The organism is Thermohahella caldifontis (genome assembly GCF_041153465.1).
GTDB lineage: Bacteria > Pseudomonadota > Gammaproteobacteria > Pseudomonadales > Oleiphilaceae > Thermohahella > Thermohahella caldifontis.
In genome coordinates this window covers 988940-1009950 of record NZ_CP154858.1, presented here as the reverse complement: position 1 = coordinate 1009950, position 21011 = coordinate 988940, and the positions used below count along the sequence as shown (strand labels likewise).

The window sequence follows — 21011 nt, the reverse complement described above, 5'->3', positions numbered from 1 at the left end:
ATGAAATGAAAGGCCTGAAAAAACTCGTTCTGGTTACTGCTATCGCTGCTGCTCCCCTGGCTGCCAATGCCGAGCTGAAAGCTGTTGACGACGCCACTCTGGAAGCGGCCACTGGTCAGAGCGGTCTGCTGGTAGAAGTTGCTCTGGGTACTACCACTGGTGATGCGCTGAACCGTGACTACACCAACGCTGGTGTTACCATCGAAGCATTCAAGTGGACAGTGGATCTGGAAACTTATGACAGCGCCACCAACGTTGTAACGCTGGGCACCGGTGCGCCTGCTGGTCTTACTTCTGGTCAGCCCGTAGGTGGTTTTGTTGCAACTGATATCGCGATTGCGGGTAACGTTGATGTTGCCATTGATGGCGCAGTGGACGGCTCAGGTCATGGCGGTATCGCGATGGTGCTGAACACCGGTGCTGCTGGTCTTGACTTCAAGGTTGGTGACATGGGTGTATTTGGTAACGCTGGCTCCGGCAACGTGCAGGCTTCCAGCATGGGTGGCATCGAAATGGCTGGCATCCACCTGAAGGATGTTTCCATGGTGATCTCTGGCCGTTAATTTCAGACTTGTCTGAAACAACGACCTTCGAAGGGCGCGCAAGCGCCCTTCGTCACATTTGGAAATCGAAAAACAAGACTGCAGTACCGTTTCGCCGAACACCCGGCTCACCAGAATGAGCCTACTAAAAACTAAAACAATGAAAATGAAGCAGCGCGAAGACGCTGTGAAGCAAGGTAAGGTAAGGATCAACCATGAAACGGACACTCTGTGCCCTCGTGGCCTGTGCGTGTGTACCCGTTGCGCTAGCGGACCTCAAGCCTCTGGATGATGCCGGCATGAATGCGGTAACCGGCCAGGGTTCACCCACCATTGCCATCAGTGGCGACATTACCTATGACGCCATCATCTATACCGATCCCCAGGGCAACCGTGAAGTGATTACGCCGGGTGGTGCCTCTGCCAACGGCGTCGTCAACACGACCGGCATCAACATGAAAGGAGCCACCTATGGCTCGCCCGCGGGTCTTTTCGGCATCTTCAGCATGTTCCTGCCCACCACTATGGGTGAGGTGGACACGGACGGGGACGGCATCGCGGATCATGGCGCGGCGGTCATCAATTTCAAGCCCAACGCCTTCTCAACCGGCACCCCCATCGACATCACCACGTCGGATACAGTGGTCAACGTGGCCGATCAGATGTTCCTGACCAAACAGGGCATCATCATTCTCAACGCACCGCTCAACAATCTCTACGATATCAACGGCCAGCAATACCAGTACGTCCACCGCAGCAACGGCACGCAATTGTTGTTCTGATTGGATAATTCCGGAAGAAAAGGATGGTGATTTCACCATCCTTTATGCCTTCATGGCTTATTGATTCGGCACATTCAGAATCAGATCAAATCCCCCAGCCGCCCGTGGCTCAAGCTGGATATTGCTGCCTTCAAAGCCTTTCTGGAACTGAATGGGATCCACGCCCGGCAGGTTGCCGATGGTGATGCGAACCTGTTGGGTGTCACCCGAAATGTTCAGCTCGTTGCCATAAGGAAGCTGATTCGGCTGGGTATTCAGAATCTGATCCAGCGTGAACGGCCCCTCGGGGACGGTCAGCCCTGGTACACCCGCCACGTTGATGGTGTGTGTTTTGGTCGGGGGCAGGTTGGCCACCGCCTGCAGGGCCGCTTCATCCAGTTTCTGACGTGCCGCCAGTTCCGCTTCGGCCTTGGCTGCCTGTTCTGCCGCCTGCCAGGCATTCACTTCCGAGGCATCATCGGTTTCCGTGCGCAGCGGTTCACCGGGTGATATGGTCAGGGTCACCACTTTCTTTTTCACCGGCTCCTTTTTGACCGGGGCAACAATGATGGTGGAATCCTTGACGTAGGTTTCCGTCAGTTCATCACCCGACAGGGATTTGACTTCGGCAAGCCCCAACTGGCTCGCAACGGCCAGGACAGCGGAACTTGCAATCACATGGCGTGTTTTCATGGTGGTATCCTGATCGCTTGAGGCTGTTAGATATGAACAAGTTTTACCCGTTTGGCGCGCGGGTTCAAGCGAATTTGTCGCATTTTGCGTACGGATTGCGTATATACTGGGTAAAGATCGTGTTTCAGGATTCATCTGTGCTGAAAGCAAACGTACGGGAGCGGATCGGCCGCTGGATTGATGCCCGCAGTCCCGAAGCGCCTGCCTTTACCCTCACTCAGCGCACGGTGTATGTGTTGCCCACCCGCTGGGGCATGGGTTTTCTCATGCTGGTGGTGCTCCTGTTTCTTTCGGGGGTCAATTATCAGAACAGCATGATGCTGGCGATGGCCTTTCTTTCGCTGGCCGTATTCATGACCCATATTGTCTGGACCTATCGCAACCTTTCCGGGCTTCATGTGGCTTTCCGTCAGGCCGAGTCGGGCCATGCGGGGGAGACCGGGCTGGTCATGCTGCGGGTGGCCGCGGCAGGACATCCGCATGTGGGCGTTGAACTGGGATGGCCGGGAGTGGGGTGGCAGAAGGTCCACCTGGCGGCGGGAGAAACCCGCGATGTGTCCCTGAGGTGTCGCCTGGGGCGACGCGGCCCTTTCAATCCCGGGCGCATGCTGATCACCACCACGGCACCCTTCGGGCTCATTCGCGCCTGGAGCTGGCAGCGCCTGCGCGTTCCCTTGTGGGTCTGGCCCAAGCCGGTGGAAGGGCCTTTCCCGGGGGCGCGCAATGAGATGGATGACGGCACTGCGCAGGCGCGTCGCACGGCCGCAGGCGATGAACTGTCAGACCTTCGTGACTGGGAGCCTGGAGAGCCGGTCACGCGCATCAGCTGGCGACACGTCGCCGCGCATGATCAGTGGCTGGTCAAGACCCTGGATACCGCCAGTCAGTCGGAAGTGTGGCTGGACATGCAGGCGATCCGCGGTGACACCGAATACCGGCTGTCGGTACTGGCGGGGTGGGTGGAAACCTGCAGCCGGGCATCGCGCCGGTTTGGCCTGATTCTCGGCCGGGAGCGACTCGCGCCGGGGCAGGGCGAGGGCCATCGTCGCAAGGCCCTGGATGCGTTGGCACGGTGGGGATTCAGTGATGCGACGCGCGTTTGAAGACAACCCGGAACTGACCCCGGAGGCCGTGAACTGGGCGTTGGCTGCACTGGTGCTGGCGGTGATACCCCATGTTCTGCGTGTGCCGCTCTGGCTGACCAGCCTCCTTGCCGGCATGGTGCTGTGGCGGCTGGGGATTCGCAAAGGATATCTGCGCTTTCCCGGAAAGGCTGTCCGGGCCCTCATGGTGGTCGGGCTGAGTCTGCTGTTCGTGCTGGCCTATCGCTGGCAGTACACGGTGGAGAGCGCCGTGGCCTTTCTCATGCTGGCATACTGCCTGAAGCTGTCGGAACTGGTAACGCGGCGGGATGCCTATCTGTTCAACTATCTCACCTTGTTTCTTGCCGCGCTGAATTTTCTCTTCAGTCAATCGGTGCTCATGACACTCTATGTCATGAGCGTCTATGCCGGCGTACTCATGGCGCTGATGGCGCTGAACGGGGTACTTTCCGCGCTGTCCTGGCACCGTGCCGGTCGCTGGAGCCTGACCATTGTCCTGCTCGCCATACCTCTGACGGCGGCGCTTTACGTGTTTACCCCCCGGCTTGCCCCCCTCTGGCGCATGCCGGTGCAGAGTGAAGGCGCCTTTACCGGACTGGGAGAGGATCTGAATTTCGGGGAGGTGGCCGATCTGGTGCAGTCGGATGAACGGGCCTTTCGGGTCACCTTTGCCGGGCCGCGACCGGCACAGCCCGACCTCTACTGGCGTGCCATCATTCTGGACGGCTTTGATGGTCAGCGCTGGTACCGGACGCCGGTTCAGAAGCAGCGTGATGTGCAGGCGGTACAGGCCAATCTCCGGGCCGGCGCCGAGCCCGCCTACCGGGTCTGGGTGGAACCCCATAACCGGATATGGGGGTTCGCGCTTGGTGTCGCCAATGTGACCGGGGATGGTGTCTACAGAAGCCCGGATGATCTCATCCGTTTCGTATCCCCCCTCAATCATCCGGCAGTGTACGACGTCTGGCCGGAGGCGGCTGTCGCACCGTCCGCTTTGCCCTGGGCGGATGCTCAGCGTTTTCTGGCGCTGCCACGCTATGCCAACCCGCAGGCGCGGGCGCTGGGTGAGGCGCTTGCAAAGCGTTACCCGGATGCCGGATCGCGTATTGCGGCGCTTCAGGCCCTGTTCTACAAGGGGGGATATACCTACACGTTGCGGCCACCCAAACTGGAAGGGGCGCATCGCATTGATGCCTTCCTCTTTTCCACCCGACGGGGTTTCTGTGAACACTTTGCCGGTGCCCTGGCCTACGTGCTCCGGGCTTCGGGGATTCCTGCCCGGGTAATTGCCGGATATCAGGGCGGCACCTGGAACGCGGATGGTGGGTTTCTGGTGGTCAGACAATTTGACGCTCACGCCTGGGTAGAGGCCTGGCTGGGCCCGGAGGGCTGGGTGAGGCTGGACCCCACCGCCTGGGTGGCACCGGAGCGCATTGAGCGCAGCCTGCAGGATGCGGTGGCCGGGGAGGGCAGCTTCCTGGAAGACGCCCCCCTGTCCCTGAGCCGCTACCGTCATGTGCCGGTCTGGGCCTGGCTTTCGAATCGCATGGAAGAGGTGAACTTTCAGTGGTACAAGTGGGTGGTCCAGTTCAATGACGCCAGGCAGAAATCCATTCTTGAGGCCTTGCTGGGGCGAACTGATCTCCGAACCCTGCTTTGGGCGCTGATTGCCGTCACCTGTCTGACCTTTCTGCTGATGGCCGCCTGGGTCCTGTATGGTGACAGGCAACGGCAAACAGAGGATCCGGCTGCCCGTTTCGGGCACTGGTTGCGTCGTTACCTGCGTCGCAAGGGGCTTGAGGTACCGGAGAACGCGACGGTCAGACAAGCCGTGAGCTTGTGTTGCGCGGTCTGGCCGGATGCGCAGGAGAGGCTGGAGGCCTGGTGTTTTGAAGTGGAAACGGTGCTCTATGCAACGAATAATCCGGCAGCGGATACAGGCCGTCGCCTGAAAGAGTTGAAACGGCACCTCCGAAAGATTAGGCTGCGTGGCCGGAAATCGCAGACCACACCCGGGAGTGCGCTGTCTTGATGGAATACCCTGACTATACGCCTGACCGTGAGTTGCCGCCCTGGCTGGCACAGGCCTTTGTACCGGTGGACAGTGCATTGCGTCAGAATCGTGCTGCACACGCCTGGCTGGTCAGCGGGGCCGAAGGGCTGGGGCGACCGTGGCTTTATCGCTACTGGGCCTGGCGCCTCCTGTGTGAAACCGGGGCGGCCTGTGGGCAGTGCCGTGCCTGCCGCTTGCTGGCGCAGGGCAGCCATCCGGATGTGCTTTGGGTGATGCCGGAAGACCGGCCCACAATTTCCGTGGACCAGTTGCGTCAGATGGCACGTTTTGTCTGGGAAACCCCCCAGATGGGGCGGGCCAAGCTGGTGATTCTGGATCCCGCGGAGGCCATGACGCTGGCGGCGGCCAATGCCCTGCTGAAAACACTGGAGGAACCACCGGCCTATGCCACGCTGGTGCTGGGCACGGCATCACCGGGTACGGTTTTGCCCACCATCCGGAGCCGCTGCGCGCAGATGGTCGTGCCGGTTCCCGATGCCGCCGTGGTGCGCGAGTGGCTTGCCGGTCAGGGGGATCAGGCGCCGTCAGCAGATGTCATTGAGGCCGGCCTCGCCTTGGGGCTGGCACCTTTCGAATTGCTGGCGGACGCCGAGGGCCGGGTCAGGGCGCTGAAACAGCTCGAGTCGGACTGGCAGGCCTGGCTGGCCGGAAAAGTCACGCTCACGGAGCTGGCAACCCGCTGGTCCGGACTGGATCAGGGGGATACCCTGGAGGGGCTCATGCGCATCCTTTATCGCCAGGTGGCGGGCGGACCGGTTCAGGACGCGTTGCAGGCCGTGGTCGCCATGGCGTATGAGCGGTTGGCGGAAATCCGCAGGCGCTTTATGGAAAAACGCAATCTCAACCCGTTGCTGGTCTGGGAGCATTGGCTGATGCAGGTGCGGCGGGACATGAAAGAGCTGAAGTAGAACATGAGCGAAAGACACTGCTACTATCACCCCCTGGAAGCCGCCCGCTGGCAGTGCCGCGGATGTCAGCGCCTGCTCTGTTCCCGTTGTGTGCCGGTCAATGACAAACGTACCGGGCACTGTCCCTTGTGCCGGGCACCGTTGCGTTATCTGGGCAGTGCAAATACCGCCGTTCCCTTCTGGAACCGCCTGGGCGCCTTTTTTGTCTATCCGCTGGGGCGTGCGCCGCTGGTCCTCATTCTGATCTGTACACTGTTACCGGCCTTCATGACCCCCGGTCTGCTCAGTCTGGCGGTGTCCCTGCTGCTTCTGGCCGCGCAGACGCGTTATCTCTATGCGGTCCTGGAGCATACCAGTGAAGGTGAACTGTCGCCGCCTCCCCTGGGCGTGGCCTTTTCGGGAGGCGGCCTGGTGCTGGTGATCCAGCAGGTGGTGATCTTTGTGGTGATGGCGGCCGCCGTGGAAATGAGCGCCCGTTTCCTGGGCCCGGTGGCCGGCGTGATCGTGATGCTGGCTGTCCTGCTCGCGCTGCCGGCGACGGTGATGCTTCTGGCACTGGAAGGACAGCTTGGCGAGGCACTGAACCCGCTGCGCTGGCTGGCCCTCATGTCTGCCCTGAAGTGGCCCTATTTTGTCCTGTATGGCTATCTGGTGCTGCTGGTGCTGGGAGCCGGAGTGGTGACCGACTTCATGTGGCAGCATTTCAGTCCGGCGGTCGCCCAGGCACTGGCGGGCATGAGTGCCAGTTACCTGTCCATCGTGGCATTTCATCTCATGGGGTACCTGCTGTTTCAGTATCAGGATCGGCTCGGCTATGCGGCGGACAGCAGCGAGGAACTGCCGGCAGAGCAGGGCCCCCGGTCCGATAACGAGACACTCCGTGATGTGGATCTGCGCCTGCGTGAAGGCGACTTTCGCGCCGCGGCCGGTGCACTGGAAGGTTATGTGGAGCGTCATCGCCAGGACACACAGCAGGTGCCGCGGCTGTTCCGGATTCTCGTGGAAATGGATGACAATGACCGCATTCTCCGCCTGCAGCGGGTGTTCATGGAACATTTCGTGCTGAGTACGCACGCTGCAGATCTGGCGGCGCTGATCGAACGCTGCCGCAAGGCCGATGCCGGATGGCTGCCATCCAATGCCGAGCGCGTCTTTCAGGCGGCGGAGAGTCTCTATCAGTCAGGGCATACCCGTCTGGCCCTCTGGATGCTCAAGGACTACCACAACCGCTTTGCAAACGAACCCATGTGGGTAGCGGACGCCCTGTTGCTGACCGCCCGGATTCTGGCCAATCACGTGCGCAATGCGGCCAAGGCCCGCAATTTCCTGACGGTTGTGGCAAAGCGCTATCCTGAGCGGGCCGCGAAAGCGCAGGCCCTGCTGGCAGAACTGGATCAGCACGGCACGCTGGCTGACGGTCGCTGACCGGCGTCCGTCAAACGGGAGAATCGCCCCGGTGGTGGCGCGATTGCCACTCCTCCAGCCGTTTCTGGTACTGACCGGCTTTCAGGGCAAGGTTCAGTTCCCTGAGTCGCGCAATCAGCGTCTGGAGCGCATCTTCCACCACCAGGGGATCCGGCTGACAACTGGTCAGGATGGCAAACGCCTTCTCGGCCGCTTCGACTTGGCCCTCGGCCAGGGCCCGGTTGAAGAGCTGCAGGGCCAGCTCACCGGCCGCCCTGGGGGCTGGTTCACTCATTGCCCTGATGGTGGGCAGAGCCTCTGCAAAGGCGCTCCGCCGGATCAGTGCGCTGACTGAAGTCTGCATCCATTGGCTGTATCGGGGATCTTTGGGCCGTTGCGAAAGCAGGGCGGTCAGCGGTTTTTCCAGCTGGGGCAGACCGGGCTGTTTCTCGTGCAGAGTCCAGAGTCTGTCCAGTGCCTGGTCGAATCGCGCTTCACTCAGGGCATCCAGCGCATAGCTCAGTTGCTTGCGCAGGCGCGCTTCCCCGGCGTCCCCGGCTTGGGCCTCCGGCACCTCCTGATTTTTCACCAGCGTGAAGTAGAGTGACGCCAGCCATCCCGCGACCAGGCCGCCTGCGTGAGCCATGTACGCCACCTGGGCACCAGGTTCGCTGAACCAGGCGTAAACCTCCTTGAGCAGCCAGACGGGCAGGATCACCAGCGCCGGCGCCCTGAAATAGTTGAAGTAGGGGCCGAGCATGTAGAAGAAGCGGATGCTGCGCAAACGATACAGGCCGACGTAGACCCCCATGAGTCCGGAAATGGCGCCGGATGCCCCCACCAGCGGCACCCAGGGATCACTCGCCATCAGGGTGAAAAACAGGCCGGCCAGCGCGCCTGTGGCAAGATAGACCCCTGTCATCCGGAGTCCGCCGAGGATTTTCTCCAGGCCGAAGCCGAGAAGAAACAGAAAGATCATGTTGCCCAGAAGATGATCCCAGCCACCATGCAGGAACTGGTGGGTGATCAGGTTGGCCAGCCGCACGTCTGCCGGCGTGAGGCCCGCTGCATGGGCACTGATCCGGTCAATCCAGCGTGTATTGATCTCGGTGCGGTTGCGCAGCCAGCGTTCGTATGTGGTGGTGTCCCACACATCCTTGCCGGTACGGACAAGTTCCTGAAAGAATGCGCGGTCCATGACCATCAGTTCGGACAGCTCATCCCATTTTTGTGCCTCAAAGACGGTCTTTGCCGCTTCCAGCAGGTCTTCCAGCGGCGCCTTGTCGATATGCACCCGGCGATTGAGGTAGATTTCGTACTGCGGCCCCTCCAGTGCAGCCAGTTCAGCGGACTGATAGAGTGCCAGCGCCTGATCAAGCTTGTCCTGATCCTTGCCCTGATACAGGGTGAAGACCAGCACGCACAGCACGATCAGCGCCAGGGTGAACACCGGCGGCTTGCGCCAGTCAACGGCGTGTTCGGCAGGCAGAATCAGGAGCATGACTCAGAAGTCCTTTTGACGATGTCAGGCAGCATGCGCCGCACCGTATCCACGATGGCCTGAGTCTGACTGTCCACTTCGAGATTGACGAGCTCACCTTCACGAATGTCACCGAAGGTGGTCTGTCGGAGGGTTTCAGGGATCAGGTGGACGGAAAAGCGGTCCGCCTGACGATTGCTCACGGTCAGGCTGGCGCCGTTGAGGGCAATGAAGCCCTTTTCGAAAATGTAGTCGCCCCAGTCCGCGGGCAGGGCCAGCGTGACGGTGGCATTGTCTTCGTCGGGCCGGGTGACTTCCAGCACCGGGACGGTGCAGTGGACGTGCCCGGAGACCACATGACCGCCGATTTCGTCCCCGTAGCGCGCCGCGTGCTCATAGTTGACCCGGTCGCCGGGCTTGAGATGCCCCAGATTGGTGCGTTTGAGGGTTTCCTGCATCAGGTCAAAGTGTATATGCGAACCTTCCACGGCAGTCACCGTGAGGCAAACCCCCTGAATGGCGATGCTGGCGCCGATGGCTGTCCCTGTCTTGTCTGCCCCGAAATCAAGGATATAGGTGGCAAAGGCGGGACGGCGTTCCACGCTGACGAGACGGGCTGTACCCTGAACAATTCCGGTAAACACGTGAGTCCTCCGCATTGACAACCCGCCGGGGGTTGTCTGTAATGAGCCAAAGCCCTCTTTATGGGCGTTGCTGACACTGGCGAAGCGTATCATGGCTAAAGTTCATCACGGAAACAACCTCAGTCTGGATGTCAAAACGCTCCGTGCCGCAGCCCGGGGTGAGCTGGGTGAGCCGGACCCGATTCGCGAATCTCTGGAACAGAGCAGGAAGGAGCGCCGGGAAGCCATGCGAGCCGCCACGACTGTTTCACCGGTGGAGGCCAGCAAGACACCCGTTGAGGCTTCGCGGCCGCCGGCTGCAAGGAAGGACGCTCAGCCTGCAGCGCCACAGCATGGCCCATCCGGTGGTGCAGGGCGCGCCGAAGCCCGGCCGGACCCGGAGGCACTAAGAAAGGAAAGGGAGGCACTGGAGCAGAAGCGCCGGGAACTGTTGAGGTTGGTGGCCTTGCGTGATGCGCTGGATGTGGTCAACGATGAGCTGCTCGCCATGCGCGACTATCCTGACACGGCCAATTTGCTGATCGCCAAGCGCAAGCGCGATCTTTGGCTGCTGGCCATGCTGCTGGGGCTGGCCGTGTTTCTCATTGGCTGGATGGGCTTTGCACCGGCCTGGATCGCCGGAACCGGATTCGCCGTGATGGTGGCCAGTGGCCTGACATGGGTGCCGCCTGTGCGACGCCTGTTCTCGAAGGCGCCGACTTATGAGGAGCTGCGCGCAACACGGCGTCTGCTGGAGTATCGGGCCTTGGCCCATCTGAAACTGCTGGAAGGCGGGGAGCCGCTGGTCTGGAAGCTCCAGGCACTTGCGCCGTGGAACCCCCGCCTCGAACATCCCCGCTATGCGCGGCTGGTCAGCCTCAGCCACAAGCGCCTGCTGTTGCGGGCCGTGGAAAGTGCCGCCGCTTTCCGTCTGTATCTGGAGTACATCATTGAGGCGCGTCGGGCCATGCGGCGCGTGGAAGAAGAGCTGGCAACCGTGCGCAAGCGCATCAGGGAGCTGGACGATGCGCTCGCCGGATGAGCGCATGCACCTGCATGTGGGTGACATCACCCGGCTGGCGGTGGACGCCATCGTCAATGCCGCCAATGACAGATTGTTGCCCGGTGGGGGTGTGTGTGGTGCCATCTTCCGGGCGGCGGGTCCCGAACTGATTGATGCCTGTCGCCAGGTCGCACCCTGTCCCACGGGAGAGGCCCGTCTGACGCCGGGTTACTGGCTGCCGGCGAGATACATCATTCATGCGGTCGGACCGGTCTGGCGGGGTGGCTTGCAGGGTGAGGCGCAGCAATTGAAGGATTGTTACCGCGCCATCCTGCGTTGTTGTGAAGCCCACAATATCCGGCATGTGGCCATCCCGGCCATCAGCTGCGGTATATTTGGTTATCCTCCCGAAGAGGCGGCTCCTGTTGCCGTGAGGGAAGTGCGCGACTGGCTGAGCAGTCATGATCTGCCCGCCGAGGTCACCTTCTGCCTTTTCTCTGATGATATGGCGATGCACTATAAGCAGGCCCTGGACGGCAGTCGCGGCGGCGGCAACGCCTCAAAATAGTGCGCTATCTTTCCTGGGTGCACCATGATGATGCAAAAATTGATTCTTTGATTCTGGAATTAGCCACTCCACCCCCGAAAATTCTTTCTATTGCACTGAAATAGCGCGTGAATCCATCACGTGGCCCGGTTTGTGCTTTCTCGCTGTGCACAGATTTCAAAACTCAACCGAAAACCAGAACGAGGATTCGACGTGCAAGAGAGTATGACTGTACAGGCGTTGGCATCAGGTGTGGATAGTCTGTTCGTGCTGCTGGGTGCCATCATGGTGCTCGCCATGCATGCAGGCTTTGCATTTCTGGAGGTCGGCACCGTCCGGCACAAGAACCAGGTGAATGCCCTGGTGAAGATTCTCACCGAGTTCGGTACCTCGGCCATTGCCTATTTCTTTATTGGCTACAAGCTGGCCTACGGTGTGGATTTCTTCAAGAGTGCAGAGGTGCTCTCTGCCAACAATGGCTATGAGCTGGTCAAGTTCTTCTTCCTGCTGACCTTTGCCGCAGCCATTCCTGCGATCATCTCAGGTGGCGTGGCAGAGCGGGCGCGGTTCTATCCGATGCTTGCCGCATCCGCACTCTGTGTGGCCTTTGTCTACAGCTTCTTTGAGGGTGTGATCTGGAATGGCAATTATGGCTTCCAGTTCTGGCTGGAGACCCAATTCGGTAGCAGCTTCCACGACTTTGCAGGCTCGGTGGTGGTGCATGCTGTGGGTGGCTGGATTGCACTGGCAGCCATTATTCTTGTCGGGGTGCGTCATGGCCGTTTCCGGAACGGGCAGGTGGTGGCCTTTGTGCCGTCCAGCATACCGTTCCTGTCTCTCGGGTCATGGATCCTGATTGTGGGCTGGTTCGGCTTCAATGTCATGTCGGCGCAGAAAATTGAAGGCATTTCGGGTCTGGTGGCGGTCAACAGTCTCATGGCCATGGTGGGTGGCACCCTGGTGGCAATGGTTGTGGGCCGCAATGACCCGGGCTTCATTCACAATGGTCCGCTGGCCGGACTGGTGGCCGTGTGTGCGGGCTCGGATATCATGCATCCAGTGGGTGCGCTGATTGTGGGCGGGGCAGCCGGTGCCTTCTTCGTGTTTGCCTTCGAGTGGATGCAGAAATCGCTGCACAAGGTGGACGACGTACTGGGTGTCTGGCCGTTGCATGGTCTCTGTGGCGTTTGGGGCGGTATTGCTGCCGGCATTTTTGGTCAGACTGCGCTCGGAGGGTTGGGAGGCGTGAGCCTGGCCAGTCAGGTGATCGGGACGCTGGCAGGCGTTGCGGTGGCTCTGGCAGGCGGTTTCCTGTTTTATGGGCTGTGCAGCAAGCTCGCCGGTGGGCTGCGCATGGATGATGAGCAGCAGTACAATGGCGCTGACCTGACCTTCCATCGCATTGAAGCCACCAACTTCGACAACAAGTAAGATCGCGACGGCGAGTTCCGGCTTGCTGAGTCCTGGCAGAAGGCCCGCCCCGGCGGGCCTTCTGCGTGATGCGGGTGGTAAATTTACCTCTTGACACGGGCTGCATCCAAACGTATGTTTCAAACAAGTGTTTGGAACAGATAACCTAACATGGCCCAGTCCGATACCGTTGACCGCATACTGGATGCGGCGGAAGAGCTTTTTGCAGAGCGCGGATTTTCCGAGACCTCGCTGCGCCAGATAACCAGCAAGGCTGGTGTTAATCTGGCTGCCGTGAATTACCATTTCGGCTCCAAAAATGCGCTCATTCAGGCTGTCTTTTCCCGCTTCCTGAATCCCTTTACCCGCAGTCTGCGGGCGAAGCTGGAGGCACGTGCCCGCCAGGAAACTCCCGTCGCGCTGGAAGAGCTGCTGTACGTCGTTACGTCTTCCATTCTGGATGCGGCGCCCGGTCGAGGGGAAGAAGCACTGGCCCGGTTCATGCGCTTGCTTGGTCTGGCATACACCCAGTCTCAGGGGCACCTGCGCAAGTACGTGGAGCAGCAGTATGCAGCCGAATTCAGGCTCTTCATGCGTCTGATCCGGGAAGCCACGCCGGAACTGGATCAGGTGGAGCGATTCTGGCGCATGCAGTTCATGCTGGGTGCGACGGCATTTACCATGTCCTCCTACAAGGCGCTGGACAGCATTCTGGAAAATAGTCTGGGCGTGACCACATCCATCGAGGATATCGCCCGCAGACTGGTACCGTTTGTTGCCGCCGGTCTCAGGGCGCCGGTTCATCCTGCGCTGGAAAAAAGCGCTGCCCCGAACTGACGCTTTATTGCGGCACGGACCTTCGATACACTGCCGCTCATGAGACTGATCCCCGAACATGAGCGGCTTATCCGCATTCAGCTGGCAAACCAGACGCTTACCGTAATCGAATCCGGAACGCTCCGCTGGACGTGCAGGATTTCCACTGCGGCCAACGGCGCAGGGGAGCGCAGCGGGTCAGGCTGCACGCCACGTGGCCGGCACTACATCCGGGCGCGCATTGGAGAGGGTGCACCGTTGAATGCCGTGTTTGCCGGACGACGCCCGACGGGAGAAATCTGGTCCCCGGAACTCGCTGCCCGCTTTCCTGACCGTGACTGGATTCTCACCCGGATCTTCTGGCTTTGCGGCCTGGAACCGGGGCGCAACCGGGGCGGAGATTGTGATACCATGCGCCGCTACATTTATATACACGGCACGCCGGATACGGAACCCATGGGCATTCCCCGTTCGCATGGCTGCATCCGCATGCACAACCCTGACTTGCTCACCCTGTGGACACTGGCGCCGGCCGGCACCCAGGTATGGATTGAACCATGAACGGACCCCTGATCGTTGACGTTGAAACGACCACGCTGACAGACGATGATTGCAGCATCCTCCTCAATCCCTGGGTTGGAGGCGTCATCCTGTTCCAGCGCAATCTGGAATCGGTGCAGCAATGCAAGGCGCTGATCCGGGAAATCCGCGCCTTGCGGCCGGATCTGCTGATCACCGTGGATCAGGAGGGCGGGCGCGTGCGTCGTCTGACCGAGGGTGTGCTGGACGTGCCCCCCATGGCCACGCTCGCTGCGGACTTCGATGACGCCCCCGAGCGGGTGCTGGGGCGTATCCGCGCCACCTGTGCCGTGATGGCGCATGAACTGGACGAGCTGGGATTTGATCTGACCTGGGCACCGGTGGCGGATCTGGATCGCGGTCTGAACGAGGTGATTGGTCACCGGGCATTCGGTGCGGACCCCCGGAAAGTGGCACAGTGTGTTCAGGCTGCCGCGGAAGGGTTGCTGCTGGCCGGGTTTTGTCCGGTGCTCAAGCATTTCCCTGGTCACGGCGGTGTGACCGTGGATACTCACGTGGGGATGGCGCAGGATTTGCGGCCCCTTGCGGAGATCGGGAGCGAGGATCTGGTGCCTTTCCGTGACGCACTGGCGGTGCTGCCCCGGGCCGGCGTCATGCTCAGTCACGTTCAGGTGCCTGCCCTGGAAGCCGTTCCTGCGGCGCTGTCTTCTGCCTGGGTACGTTATCTGCGGGAGACGCTGGGGTTTGAAGGCCCGGTGGTGACTGACGATCTGGGCATGCAGGGAGCGGGTCCGCAGAAAGCGGGTGATCGGGTGGTTCGTGCGCTGTCTGCCGGTGCAGACGTGGTGCTGCTCTGCAATGATCGCAAGGGCGTCTACGACGCTCTCAGGCGGCTTGATGAACTGGACAATCTGCCTGATGAAGCCGGTTCGGCCGGACGCCGGGCGCGCCTTCGGAAACACCCGGCGCAGGCGGGGAACTGGGACAAGCTCAAACAGCACGTGGAGGAGGTCTTGAATGGACGTCGCCAGCATATGGGATAGTCTGGGGTTGCATGCGTTGTCGGACAGCAAGATGGCACAAATCTTTGTGCTGGTGTTTGTCACGCTGGTGGTAGCCTTCATTGTCAAACGCCTGTTTCTGAGAGCCGCCAGGCAACTCGAACGCACCAAAAATCTCTGGGATGACACGCTGGTAGAGGCCGCGCGTACACCGACCATCGCCCTCATCTGGCTGCTGGGCATTTCCTGGGCGGCGGAAATTGCCCAGTCCGTGACCAATGCGGAAATCTTCGGAGTCATTGGCCCCATCCGCAAGGTGGGGGTGGTGGCGCTGATGGCCTGGTTCGTCGTGCGTTTCATTTCCGGGGCCGAGCATATCCTGGTCAATCCGGACAAGATGAAGGAGCCCATGGATCCCACGACCGTGTCTGCGTTGTCGAAGATTCTTCGCGCTTCGGTCATCATCACGTCGGTTCTGGTCATCATGCAGACGTTGGGTTACAGCATTTCCGGCGTGCTGGCTTTCGGGGGGATCGGTGGAATCGCGGTGGGCTTTGCTGCCAAGGATCTGCTGGCCAATTTCTTTGGTGGCCTGATGATCTACCTGGACCGTCCGTTCGCTGTCGGGGACTGGATCCGCTCTCCGGACAAGGAAATCGAGGGGACGGTCGAGCATATCGGCTGGCGGCTGACCCGGATCCGCACCTTTGACAAGCGGCCGCTGTATGTACCCAATGCCACCTTTACCAGCATTTCGGTGGAAAACCCGTCCCGCATGCTGAATCGGCGCATCTACGAAACCATTGGCGTCCGTTACTGCGATTTCAATACCTTGGGTGATATTGTGAAAGCGGTACGTGAGATGCTGGAGAATCATCCCGAGATTGACACGACCCAGACGCTGATCGTGAACTTCAATGCATTCGGGGCGTCATCCCTGGATTTCTTTGTCTACACCTTTACCCGGACCACCAACTGGGTCAGGTTCCACGAGGTGAAGCAGGACGTACTCATGCGCATCTATGAAATTATTCGTGAACATGGTGCAGATGTCGCCTTTCCCACACGTACGCTTGATCTGCCGGATCCGGTGAAGGTGGCATTGCTGGAGGAGAACCGATCATGACACTGGCCATCATCGGCGGTACCGGACTGACAGAATTGCCCGGTCTGTCCCGCCTGGAAAGTCTGGATGTGACGACCCGCTGGGGTGAACCCAGCGCCCCCCTGCAAAAAGGGGTGCTGAACGGCCAGGAGGTCATCTTCCTTGCCCGGCACGGTCGTCCGCATCGCATTCCGCCACACCAGGTCAATTACCGGGCCAATATCGCCGCCCTGAAGGAAGCGGGCGCGACCCGGGTCATCGGTGTGACGGCCGTGGGGGGCATCCATCCGGACCTGACCGATGGTGTCTGTGTCGTGCCGGACCAGCTGATTGATTACACCTGGGGCCGCCCGTCAACCTTCTTTGAGGGGGATCTGGATCACGTCACCCATGTGGATTTCAGCTTTCCGTTTACGGCCTCCCTGCGTCGGGCCCTCCTTGAGGCCGGACAGCGGGCAGGGGTGGCCCTGATGGATGGCGGCGTATATGGTGTCACCCAGGGGCCGAGGCTGGAAACTGCTGCGGAGATCGTTCGCATGGAACGGGATGGCTGTGACATGGTGGGCATGACTGCCATGCCCGAAGCCGTGCTGGCCCGGGAGGCCGGACTGGAATATGCGCTGCTGTCCTACGTGGTGAATCCCGCTGCCGGCAAGGTGGAGCGGGAAATTACCATGGCGGAAATCGAGGCGGTGATCGCCCGCAGCATCGACCGGATCAGGGCTGTGCTGACAGCGGTACTGGCGGCGCCGACAGAGGTCTGACCACGTCACCGCGGGTACCCGCTTCGGGTACCTGTTCCGGAGACGGCAATTCTGCCCGCTCCACGCGCACAAGCGCACTGTAGCGCGGGTGATCATAATAGGTGGTCACCCCGATCTTGAGCCGCTGAGCCTGTTCCAGCGTGATCCAGCCCGTGAGCTGACGATCGCGGTTCTCGATATCCGGTAACGGTGCGGGGTAGGGCGGATAACCATTTCTCCTGACGCTTCTGTCGGGAGGCAGGACGGTGTCCAGCAGCACATGGGACCAGGGCGACCACTGCGGCACATTCAGCGTCACACCCGCATGCAGATAGAGTGAACGCCTGAAGTCCACAACAGCTTCAAACTGAGGAATACCCTGGGCATTGAGCGGTCCGGTCAGGCTGAGGTGATGCTCGGTATCCGGGAGCATGACCAGTGTCACCGAACCGGACCACAGCACCCGGTAGCGGCGCGAGCGCTGCAGGCGGATCAGGCTGTCGGCCAGATCGAATTCCGTATCCTCATTGATCTGTATCTGGTTCTCCATGAGCGGTGTATCCGGCAGGATGACCCGGTCAAACGCCGGTTTTACCGGATGGTCCCGCAAGGGGACCTGTTCATCGGAATTTTCGCTCAGGTGCTCAAAAAGGATCAGGTTGAGTCTGTAGGCCCTCAGATCATCGCTTCCCGGTGCGGCCGGCGACAAGCCTGACACAGTCAGCAAAAACAGGGCAAACAGGGCATTTTTCAAAGTCATGTCCGGGCTTCCAGCAGGGTCAGCAGATGTTCGATGTAGTGTACGCGTTCTTCCGGTTCCTTGGGAGGCTTCAGCAGGGTCAGCCGGTCGCCGCCTGACAGCCGGTAACTGTCCGGCCGGGACTGGATGAGCTGTATGAGACGCATGGGATCCACCCGGGTGTGTTTGGCGAACTCGACTGTGCCCTGCTGGGCCCCGACATCAATCCGGGTGATGCCCAGCGCATCGGCCTGCATGCGCAGCCGTGTCTGCCGCACGAGGTGCTTCACTTCTTCGGGAAGCAGACCGAAGCGATCGATCATTTCCACCTGGATGGCCTGAAGCTCCTCTTCCGAGCGGCAGGAAGACAGACGTTTGTAGAGGCGCAGGCGCTGGTTGACATCCGGAAGGTAGCTGTCAGGAATGAGCGCCGGGACCCGCAGGTTGATTTCGCAGCCTGCAGGTCCGGTGTCTTCCAGTGACAGGTCGCGTCCCTCGCGCATGGCCTTGATCGTTTCCTCCAGCAGTTGCATGTAAAGGCTGAAACCGACGGTTTCCATGTGGCCGCTCTGTTCGTCTCCCAGCAGCTCTCCTGCACCGCGGATTTCCATGTCGTGCGTGGCCAGGATGAAACCGGCACCCAGATCCTGTGCTTCGGCAATGGCCTCCAGCCGCTTGCGTGCATCGCTGCTGAGCGCGCTGGGGGGCGGCGTCATCAGGTAGGCATAGGCCTGGTGGTGGGAACGGCCCACACGGCCGCGGAGCTGGTGAAGCTGGGCCAGGCCGAACGTGTCCGCCCGTTCGATCAGGATCGTATTGGCCGAGGGAATGTCGATGCCGGTTTCGATGATGGTGGTACAGACCAGAACGTTGTAGCGCTTGTGGTAAAAATCCGACATGACCTTTTCCAGGTCGCGCTCCCGCATCTGACCGTGCGCCACGGCAATTCGCGCCTCCGGAATCATTTCGGCCAGCTCGCGCGCGCAGCGCTCGATGGTCTTGACCTCGTTGTAAAGATAGAACACCTGTCCGCCCCGGAGCAGCTCGCGCCGGATGGCTTCCTTGATGATGCCCGCGCTTTTTTCCTGAATGAAGGTGCGGACGGACAGCCGTTTCTGGGGTGGCGTGCTGATGACGGAGAGGTCGCGCAGCCCGCCCAGCGACATGTTGAGTGTCCTGGGAATCGGGGTGGCGGTCAGGGCCAGAATGTCCACATTGGCGCGCAACTGCTTGATCTTCTCCTTCTGGTTGACGCCAAACCGGTGCTCTTCATCCACGATGAGCAGGCCCAGATCCCTGAACTTCACCGAAGGCTGAAGCAGCTTGTGGGTGCCGATGACAATATCCACCTTGCCCTGTTCCAGCCGCTTCAGAACGTCGTCCGTCTGTGTGCCGCTGCGGAAGCGGGACAGAAGCTCGATGGTGATGGCGGTGCCCGCAAAACGGTCGGTGAAGGACTCGAAGTGCTGCTGGGCCAGCAGGGTGGTGGGCACCAGAACCGCCACCTGCTTGCCGGCGTGTGCGGCCAGGAAGGCGGCACGCATGGCCACTTCCGTCTTGCCGAATCCCACATCGCCGCACACCAGTCTGTCCATGGGGCGCTCGGAGGTCATGTCCCGGATGACGGCTTCTACCGCCGATCGCTGGTCGGGTGTTTCCTCGAAGGGGAAGGCCGCGGCAAAGTCCTCGTAAGCTTCGTCCGGTGGCGGAAAGGCAAAACCCTTCTGGGCCTCCCTGCGCGCATAGACTTCCAGGAGCTCGGCTGCCGTGTCACGGATCTTCTTCAGCGTCTTCTCGCGGGCAGTACTCCAGCGTTCCGAACCGAGCTTGTGCAGCGGTGCCAGCGACTCGTCCAGTCCGGTATAGCGGGAAATCTGGTTCAGGCTGGTGACCGGTACATACAGCTTTGCCCCTTCCGCATATTCGAGGACGAGAAATTCCTGCTCCACACCACCTGCAGAAATGCGCTCCAGTCCGCGGTAACGACCCACACCATGCTCGATATGGACAACCGGGGCGCCGGGCTTGAGTTCGGTCAGGCTCTGGAAGACGTTCTCGAACTCGTCCTGTGTGCTTTTCCGGCGCCGTTTCTGCGGAACATAGCCCGTAAACAGATCCTGTTCGGTAATGAGGGCGCGGCCGGACTCCGTCCATACGAAGCCACCCTGAATGTCCGCCACGCACAGTGCCAGTCGGGCATCGCTGTTCAGGGCGTCATCCAGGCTGTCGCACAGCGCGTGATCGAGATCATGGCGGTTCAGCAGGGCATGAATGATTTCGCAGCGCCCCGCCGATTCGGCACACAGGATGGCGCGAAAGCCGGGCGTGTCCAGCGCGGAGCGCAGCCTTGCCAGCGGATCTGAAGCCCGCTCTTCCACATGAATGTCCGGTAGCGGACCAATGCCGTCGGCCGGCAATGCGGCCCGGGTGACGGCACGCTTGCGCTGATGTGTGGCATGGGCCAGAAGATCGGGCGTCAGGCATACCTCTGCAGGTGCCATCAGTGGCCGTCTGGGGTCCACATTGAGATCTTCGTAACGCTGGCAGACGTGCTCCCAGAACTGCCGGGCCGCCTCTTGCCAGGATCCGAGACAGACCACCGTACCATGGTCCGGGACATAATCCACCAGAGTGGCCGTCTTTTCAAAAAAGAGAGGCAGCCAGTACTCGATGCCGGCTGGCGCGATACCCTGTTTCAGCTCGTCAATGAGCGGAATGTTGCGGGGCGCTTCGGCAAAGTGCGTGTGGAAGCGCTGGCGGAAGGCTTCGACCGCCTCCGCATCCAGCGGGAACTCGTGAGCGGGGAGCAGATCAATGCTGTCCAGCTTGTTCAGGGAGCGCTGGCTTTCGGGGTCGAAGGTGCGCAGCGAGTCAATCTCCTCATCGAACAGTTCGATGCGGATGGGCAGCGGACTGCCGCTGGGGAACACGTCCAGAATGGCGCCCCGCACGGCGAATTCTCCCGGCTCGTAGACCGTATCCACAAGCCGGTAGCCGGCTTCCACCAGGCGTGTGCGCCATGCGGCGGGGTCCAGCCGGTCACCCAGGCGGAGGCGGAAAACGGTGCCCTGCAGATGGGACATGGGGGCCAGCCGGTGCATGGCTGCCGGGATGGCGCAGACCAGAATGTCCACCTTGCTGTTGGCCAGGTCGTGCAGGCAGCGGATCCGGGTCGAGACAATATCCTGGTGCGGCGAAAAGCTGTCGTAGGGCAGGGTTTCCCAGTCGGGCAGCAGCCGGGCATCCAGGCGACTGCCTCCCAGACTGCGCAGGGCGTTGACCAGGCGTTCGGCGTCATCCGGCTGACTGGTCAGCACCAGCATCGGGCTTTGCAGCGCGTCCTGGATCCGGGGCAGCAACCAGCCCCAGGCACTCAGCGGCAGCTCGGGCCAGTGGGCGGTGTCGTGCTTTTTCAGGATGTCGAGAAACCGGGCTTCAATCAAACTTGCGCTCACCTATGTGTTCAAACCTCTGCGGGGAGGGGAATGATACTGACTTTTCTCCCTCAGTCACAGGCCC

19 protein-coding genes are annotated in these 21011 nt (G+C 60.8%); 14 read left to right on the top strand and 5 right to left on the bottom strand.

Annotated features, from left to right (window positions below):
• Positions 1–5 precede the first annotated feature (5 nt).
• On the top strand, positions 6–563 hold the full coding sequence (locus AAIA72_RS04895) for a DUF6160 family protein (RefSeq protein ID WP_369602302.1): 558 nt from the start codon (positions 6–8) through the stop codon (positions 561–563).
• 194 nt (positions 564–757) lie between these two features.
• Positions 758–1324 (top strand): DUF6160 family protein, encoded by a 567-nt coding sequence (locus AAIA72_RS04890; RefSeq protein ID WP_369602301.1) that lies wholly within the window; start codon positions 758–760, stop codon positions 1322–1324.
• Positions 1325–1381: 57 nt separating this feature from the next.
• On the opposite strand, the gene AAIA72_RS04885 is transcribed toward AAIA72_RS04890, so the two are convergent.
• Positions 1382–1996 (bottom strand): hypothetical protein, encoded by a 615-nt coding sequence (locus AAIA72_RS04885; RefSeq protein WP_369602300.1) that lies wholly within the window; start codon positions 1994–1996, stop codon positions 1382–1384.
• Positions 1997–2133: 137 nt separating this feature from the next.
• Here AAIA72_RS04885 and AAIA72_RS04880 point away from each other — a divergent pair, with 137 nt between their 5' ends.
• Genes AAIA72_RS04880 through AAIA72_RS04865 form a run of 4 tightly spaced genes read left to right on the top strand, consistent with a single transcriptional unit; the run spans position 2134 to position 7506 of the window.
• Entirely contained in the window at positions 2134–3099 is a 966-nt protein-coding gene (locus AAIA72_RS04880) for a DUF58 domain-containing protein (RefSeq protein WP_369602299.1), read from the top strand.
• Complete coding sequence (locus AAIA72_RS04875) at positions 3083–5131, top strand: transglutaminaseTgpA domain-containing protein (RefSeq protein WP_369602298.1); 2049 nt, start codon at positions 3083–3085, stop codon at positions 5129–5131. The genes AAIA72_RS04880 and AAIA72_RS04875 overlap by 17 nt, the downstream gene beginning before the upstream one ends.
• Positions 5131–6081 carry a DNA polymerase III subunit delta' gene (gene holB, locus AAIA72_RS04870; protein ID WP_369602971.1) on the top strand — a complete coding sequence of 317 codons (951 nt, stop codon included), beginning with the start codon at positions 5131–5133 and terminating at the stop codon, positions 6079–6081. The genes AAIA72_RS04875 and holB overlap by 1 nt, the downstream gene beginning before the upstream one ends.
• Before the next feature lie 3 nt (positions 6082–6084).
• Entirely contained in the window at positions 6085–7506 is a 1422-nt protein-coding gene (locus AAIA72_RS04865; protein WP_369602297.1) for a tol-pal system YbgF family protein, read from the top strand.
• Between the two features lie 10 nt (positions 7507–7516).
• Here the strand turns inward: AAIA72_RS04865 and AAIA72_RS04860 are convergent, their stop codons facing one another.
• The gene (locus AAIA72_RS04860; protein ID WP_369602296.1) at positions 7517–8986 is read right to left on the bottom strand and encodes a rhomboid family intramembrane serine protease; all 1470 of its coding nucleotides are present in this window, start codon (positions 8984–8986) and stop codon (positions 7517–7519) included.
• Positions 8977–9609 (bottom strand): riboflavin synthase subunit alpha, encoded by a 633-nt coding sequence (locus AAIA72_RS04855; protein WP_369602295.1) that lies wholly within the window; start codon positions 9607–9609, stop codon positions 8977–8979. The genes AAIA72_RS04860 and AAIA72_RS04855 overlap by 10 nt, the downstream gene beginning before the upstream one ends.
• A gap of 91 nt (positions 9610–9700) precedes the next feature.
• Between AAIA72_RS04855 and AAIA72_RS04850 the strand changes: the two genes are divergently transcribed.
• The 8 genes from AAIA72_RS04850 to AAIA72_RS04815 all read left to right on the top strand — a co-directional run bounded on the left by AAIA72_RS04850 (position 9701) and on the right by AAIA72_RS04815 (position 16774).
• On the top strand, positions 9701–10630 hold the full coding sequence (locus tag AAIA72_RS04850) for a hypothetical protein (protein ID WP_369602294.1): 930 nt from the start codon (positions 9701–9703) through the stop codon (positions 10628–10630).
• Positions 10614–11159 (top strand): macro domain-containing protein, encoded by a 546-nt coding sequence (locus AAIA72_RS04845; RefSeq protein ID WP_369602293.1) that lies wholly within the window; start codon positions 10614–10616, stop codon positions 11157–11159. Before AAIA72_RS04850 ends, AAIA72_RS04845 begins: the two co-directional genes overlap by 17 nt.
• A 204-nt stretch (positions 11160–11363) precedes the next feature.
• Positions 11364–12569 carry an ammonium transporter gene (locus AAIA72_RS04840; protein ID WP_369602970.1) on the top strand — a complete coding sequence of 402 codons (1206 nt, stop codon included), beginning with the start codon at positions 11364–11366 and terminating at the stop codon, positions 12567–12569.
• Between the two features lie 150 nt (positions 12570–12719).
• Positions 12720–13385 (top strand): TetR/AcrR family transcriptional regulator, encoded by a 666-nt coding sequence (locus AAIA72_RS04835; protein ID WP_369602292.1) that lies wholly within the window; start codon positions 12720–12722, stop codon positions 13383–13385.
• Positions 13386–13424: 39 nt separating this feature from the next.
• A complete protein-coding gene (locus AAIA72_RS04830; protein ID WP_369602291.1) occupies positions 13425–13925 on the top strand; it encodes a L,D-transpeptidase family protein in 501 nt (166 codons plus the stop codon).
• Positions 13922–14947 (top strand): beta-N-acetylhexosaminidase, encoded by a 1026-nt coding sequence (gene nagZ / locus AAIA72_RS04825; RefSeq protein WP_369602290.1) that lies wholly within the window; start codon positions 13922–13924, stop codon positions 14945–14947. The genes AAIA72_RS04830 and nagZ overlap by 4 nt, the downstream gene beginning before the upstream one ends.
• Complete coding sequence (locus AAIA72_RS04820) at positions 14922–16031, top strand: mechanosensitive ion channel family protein (RefSeq protein WP_369602289.1); 1110 nt, start codon at positions 14922–14924, stop codon at positions 16029–16031. Before nagZ ends, AAIA72_RS04820 begins: the two co-directional genes overlap by 26 nt.
• Entirely contained in the window at positions 16028–16774 is a 747-nt protein-coding gene (locus AAIA72_RS04815) for an S-methyl-5'-thioinosine phosphorylase (protein ID WP_369602288.1), read from the top strand. Before AAIA72_RS04820 ends, AAIA72_RS04815 begins: the two co-directional genes overlap by 4 nt.
• Here AAIA72_RS04815 and AAIA72_RS04810 read toward each other — a convergent pair.
• Together AAIA72_RS04810 and mfd are read right to left on the bottom strand one after the other, a co-directional pair.
• Positions 16728–17513, bottom strand: coding sequence for a hypothetical protein (locus AAIA72_RS04810; RefSeq protein ID WP_369602287.1), 786 nt, complete (start codon positions 17511–17513; stop codon positions 16728–16730). The two genes, AAIA72_RS04815 and AAIA72_RS04810, sit on opposite strands and share 47 nt — an antisense overlap.
• Positions 17510–20947 (bottom strand): transcription-repair coupling factor, encoded by a 3438-nt coding sequence (gene mfd, locus AAIA72_RS04805; protein WP_369602286.1) that lies wholly within the window; start codon positions 20945–20947, stop codon positions 17510–17512. Before mfd ends, AAIA72_RS04810 begins: the two co-directional genes overlap by 4 nt.
• Between the last annotated feature and the right edge of the window lie 64 nt (positions 20948–21011).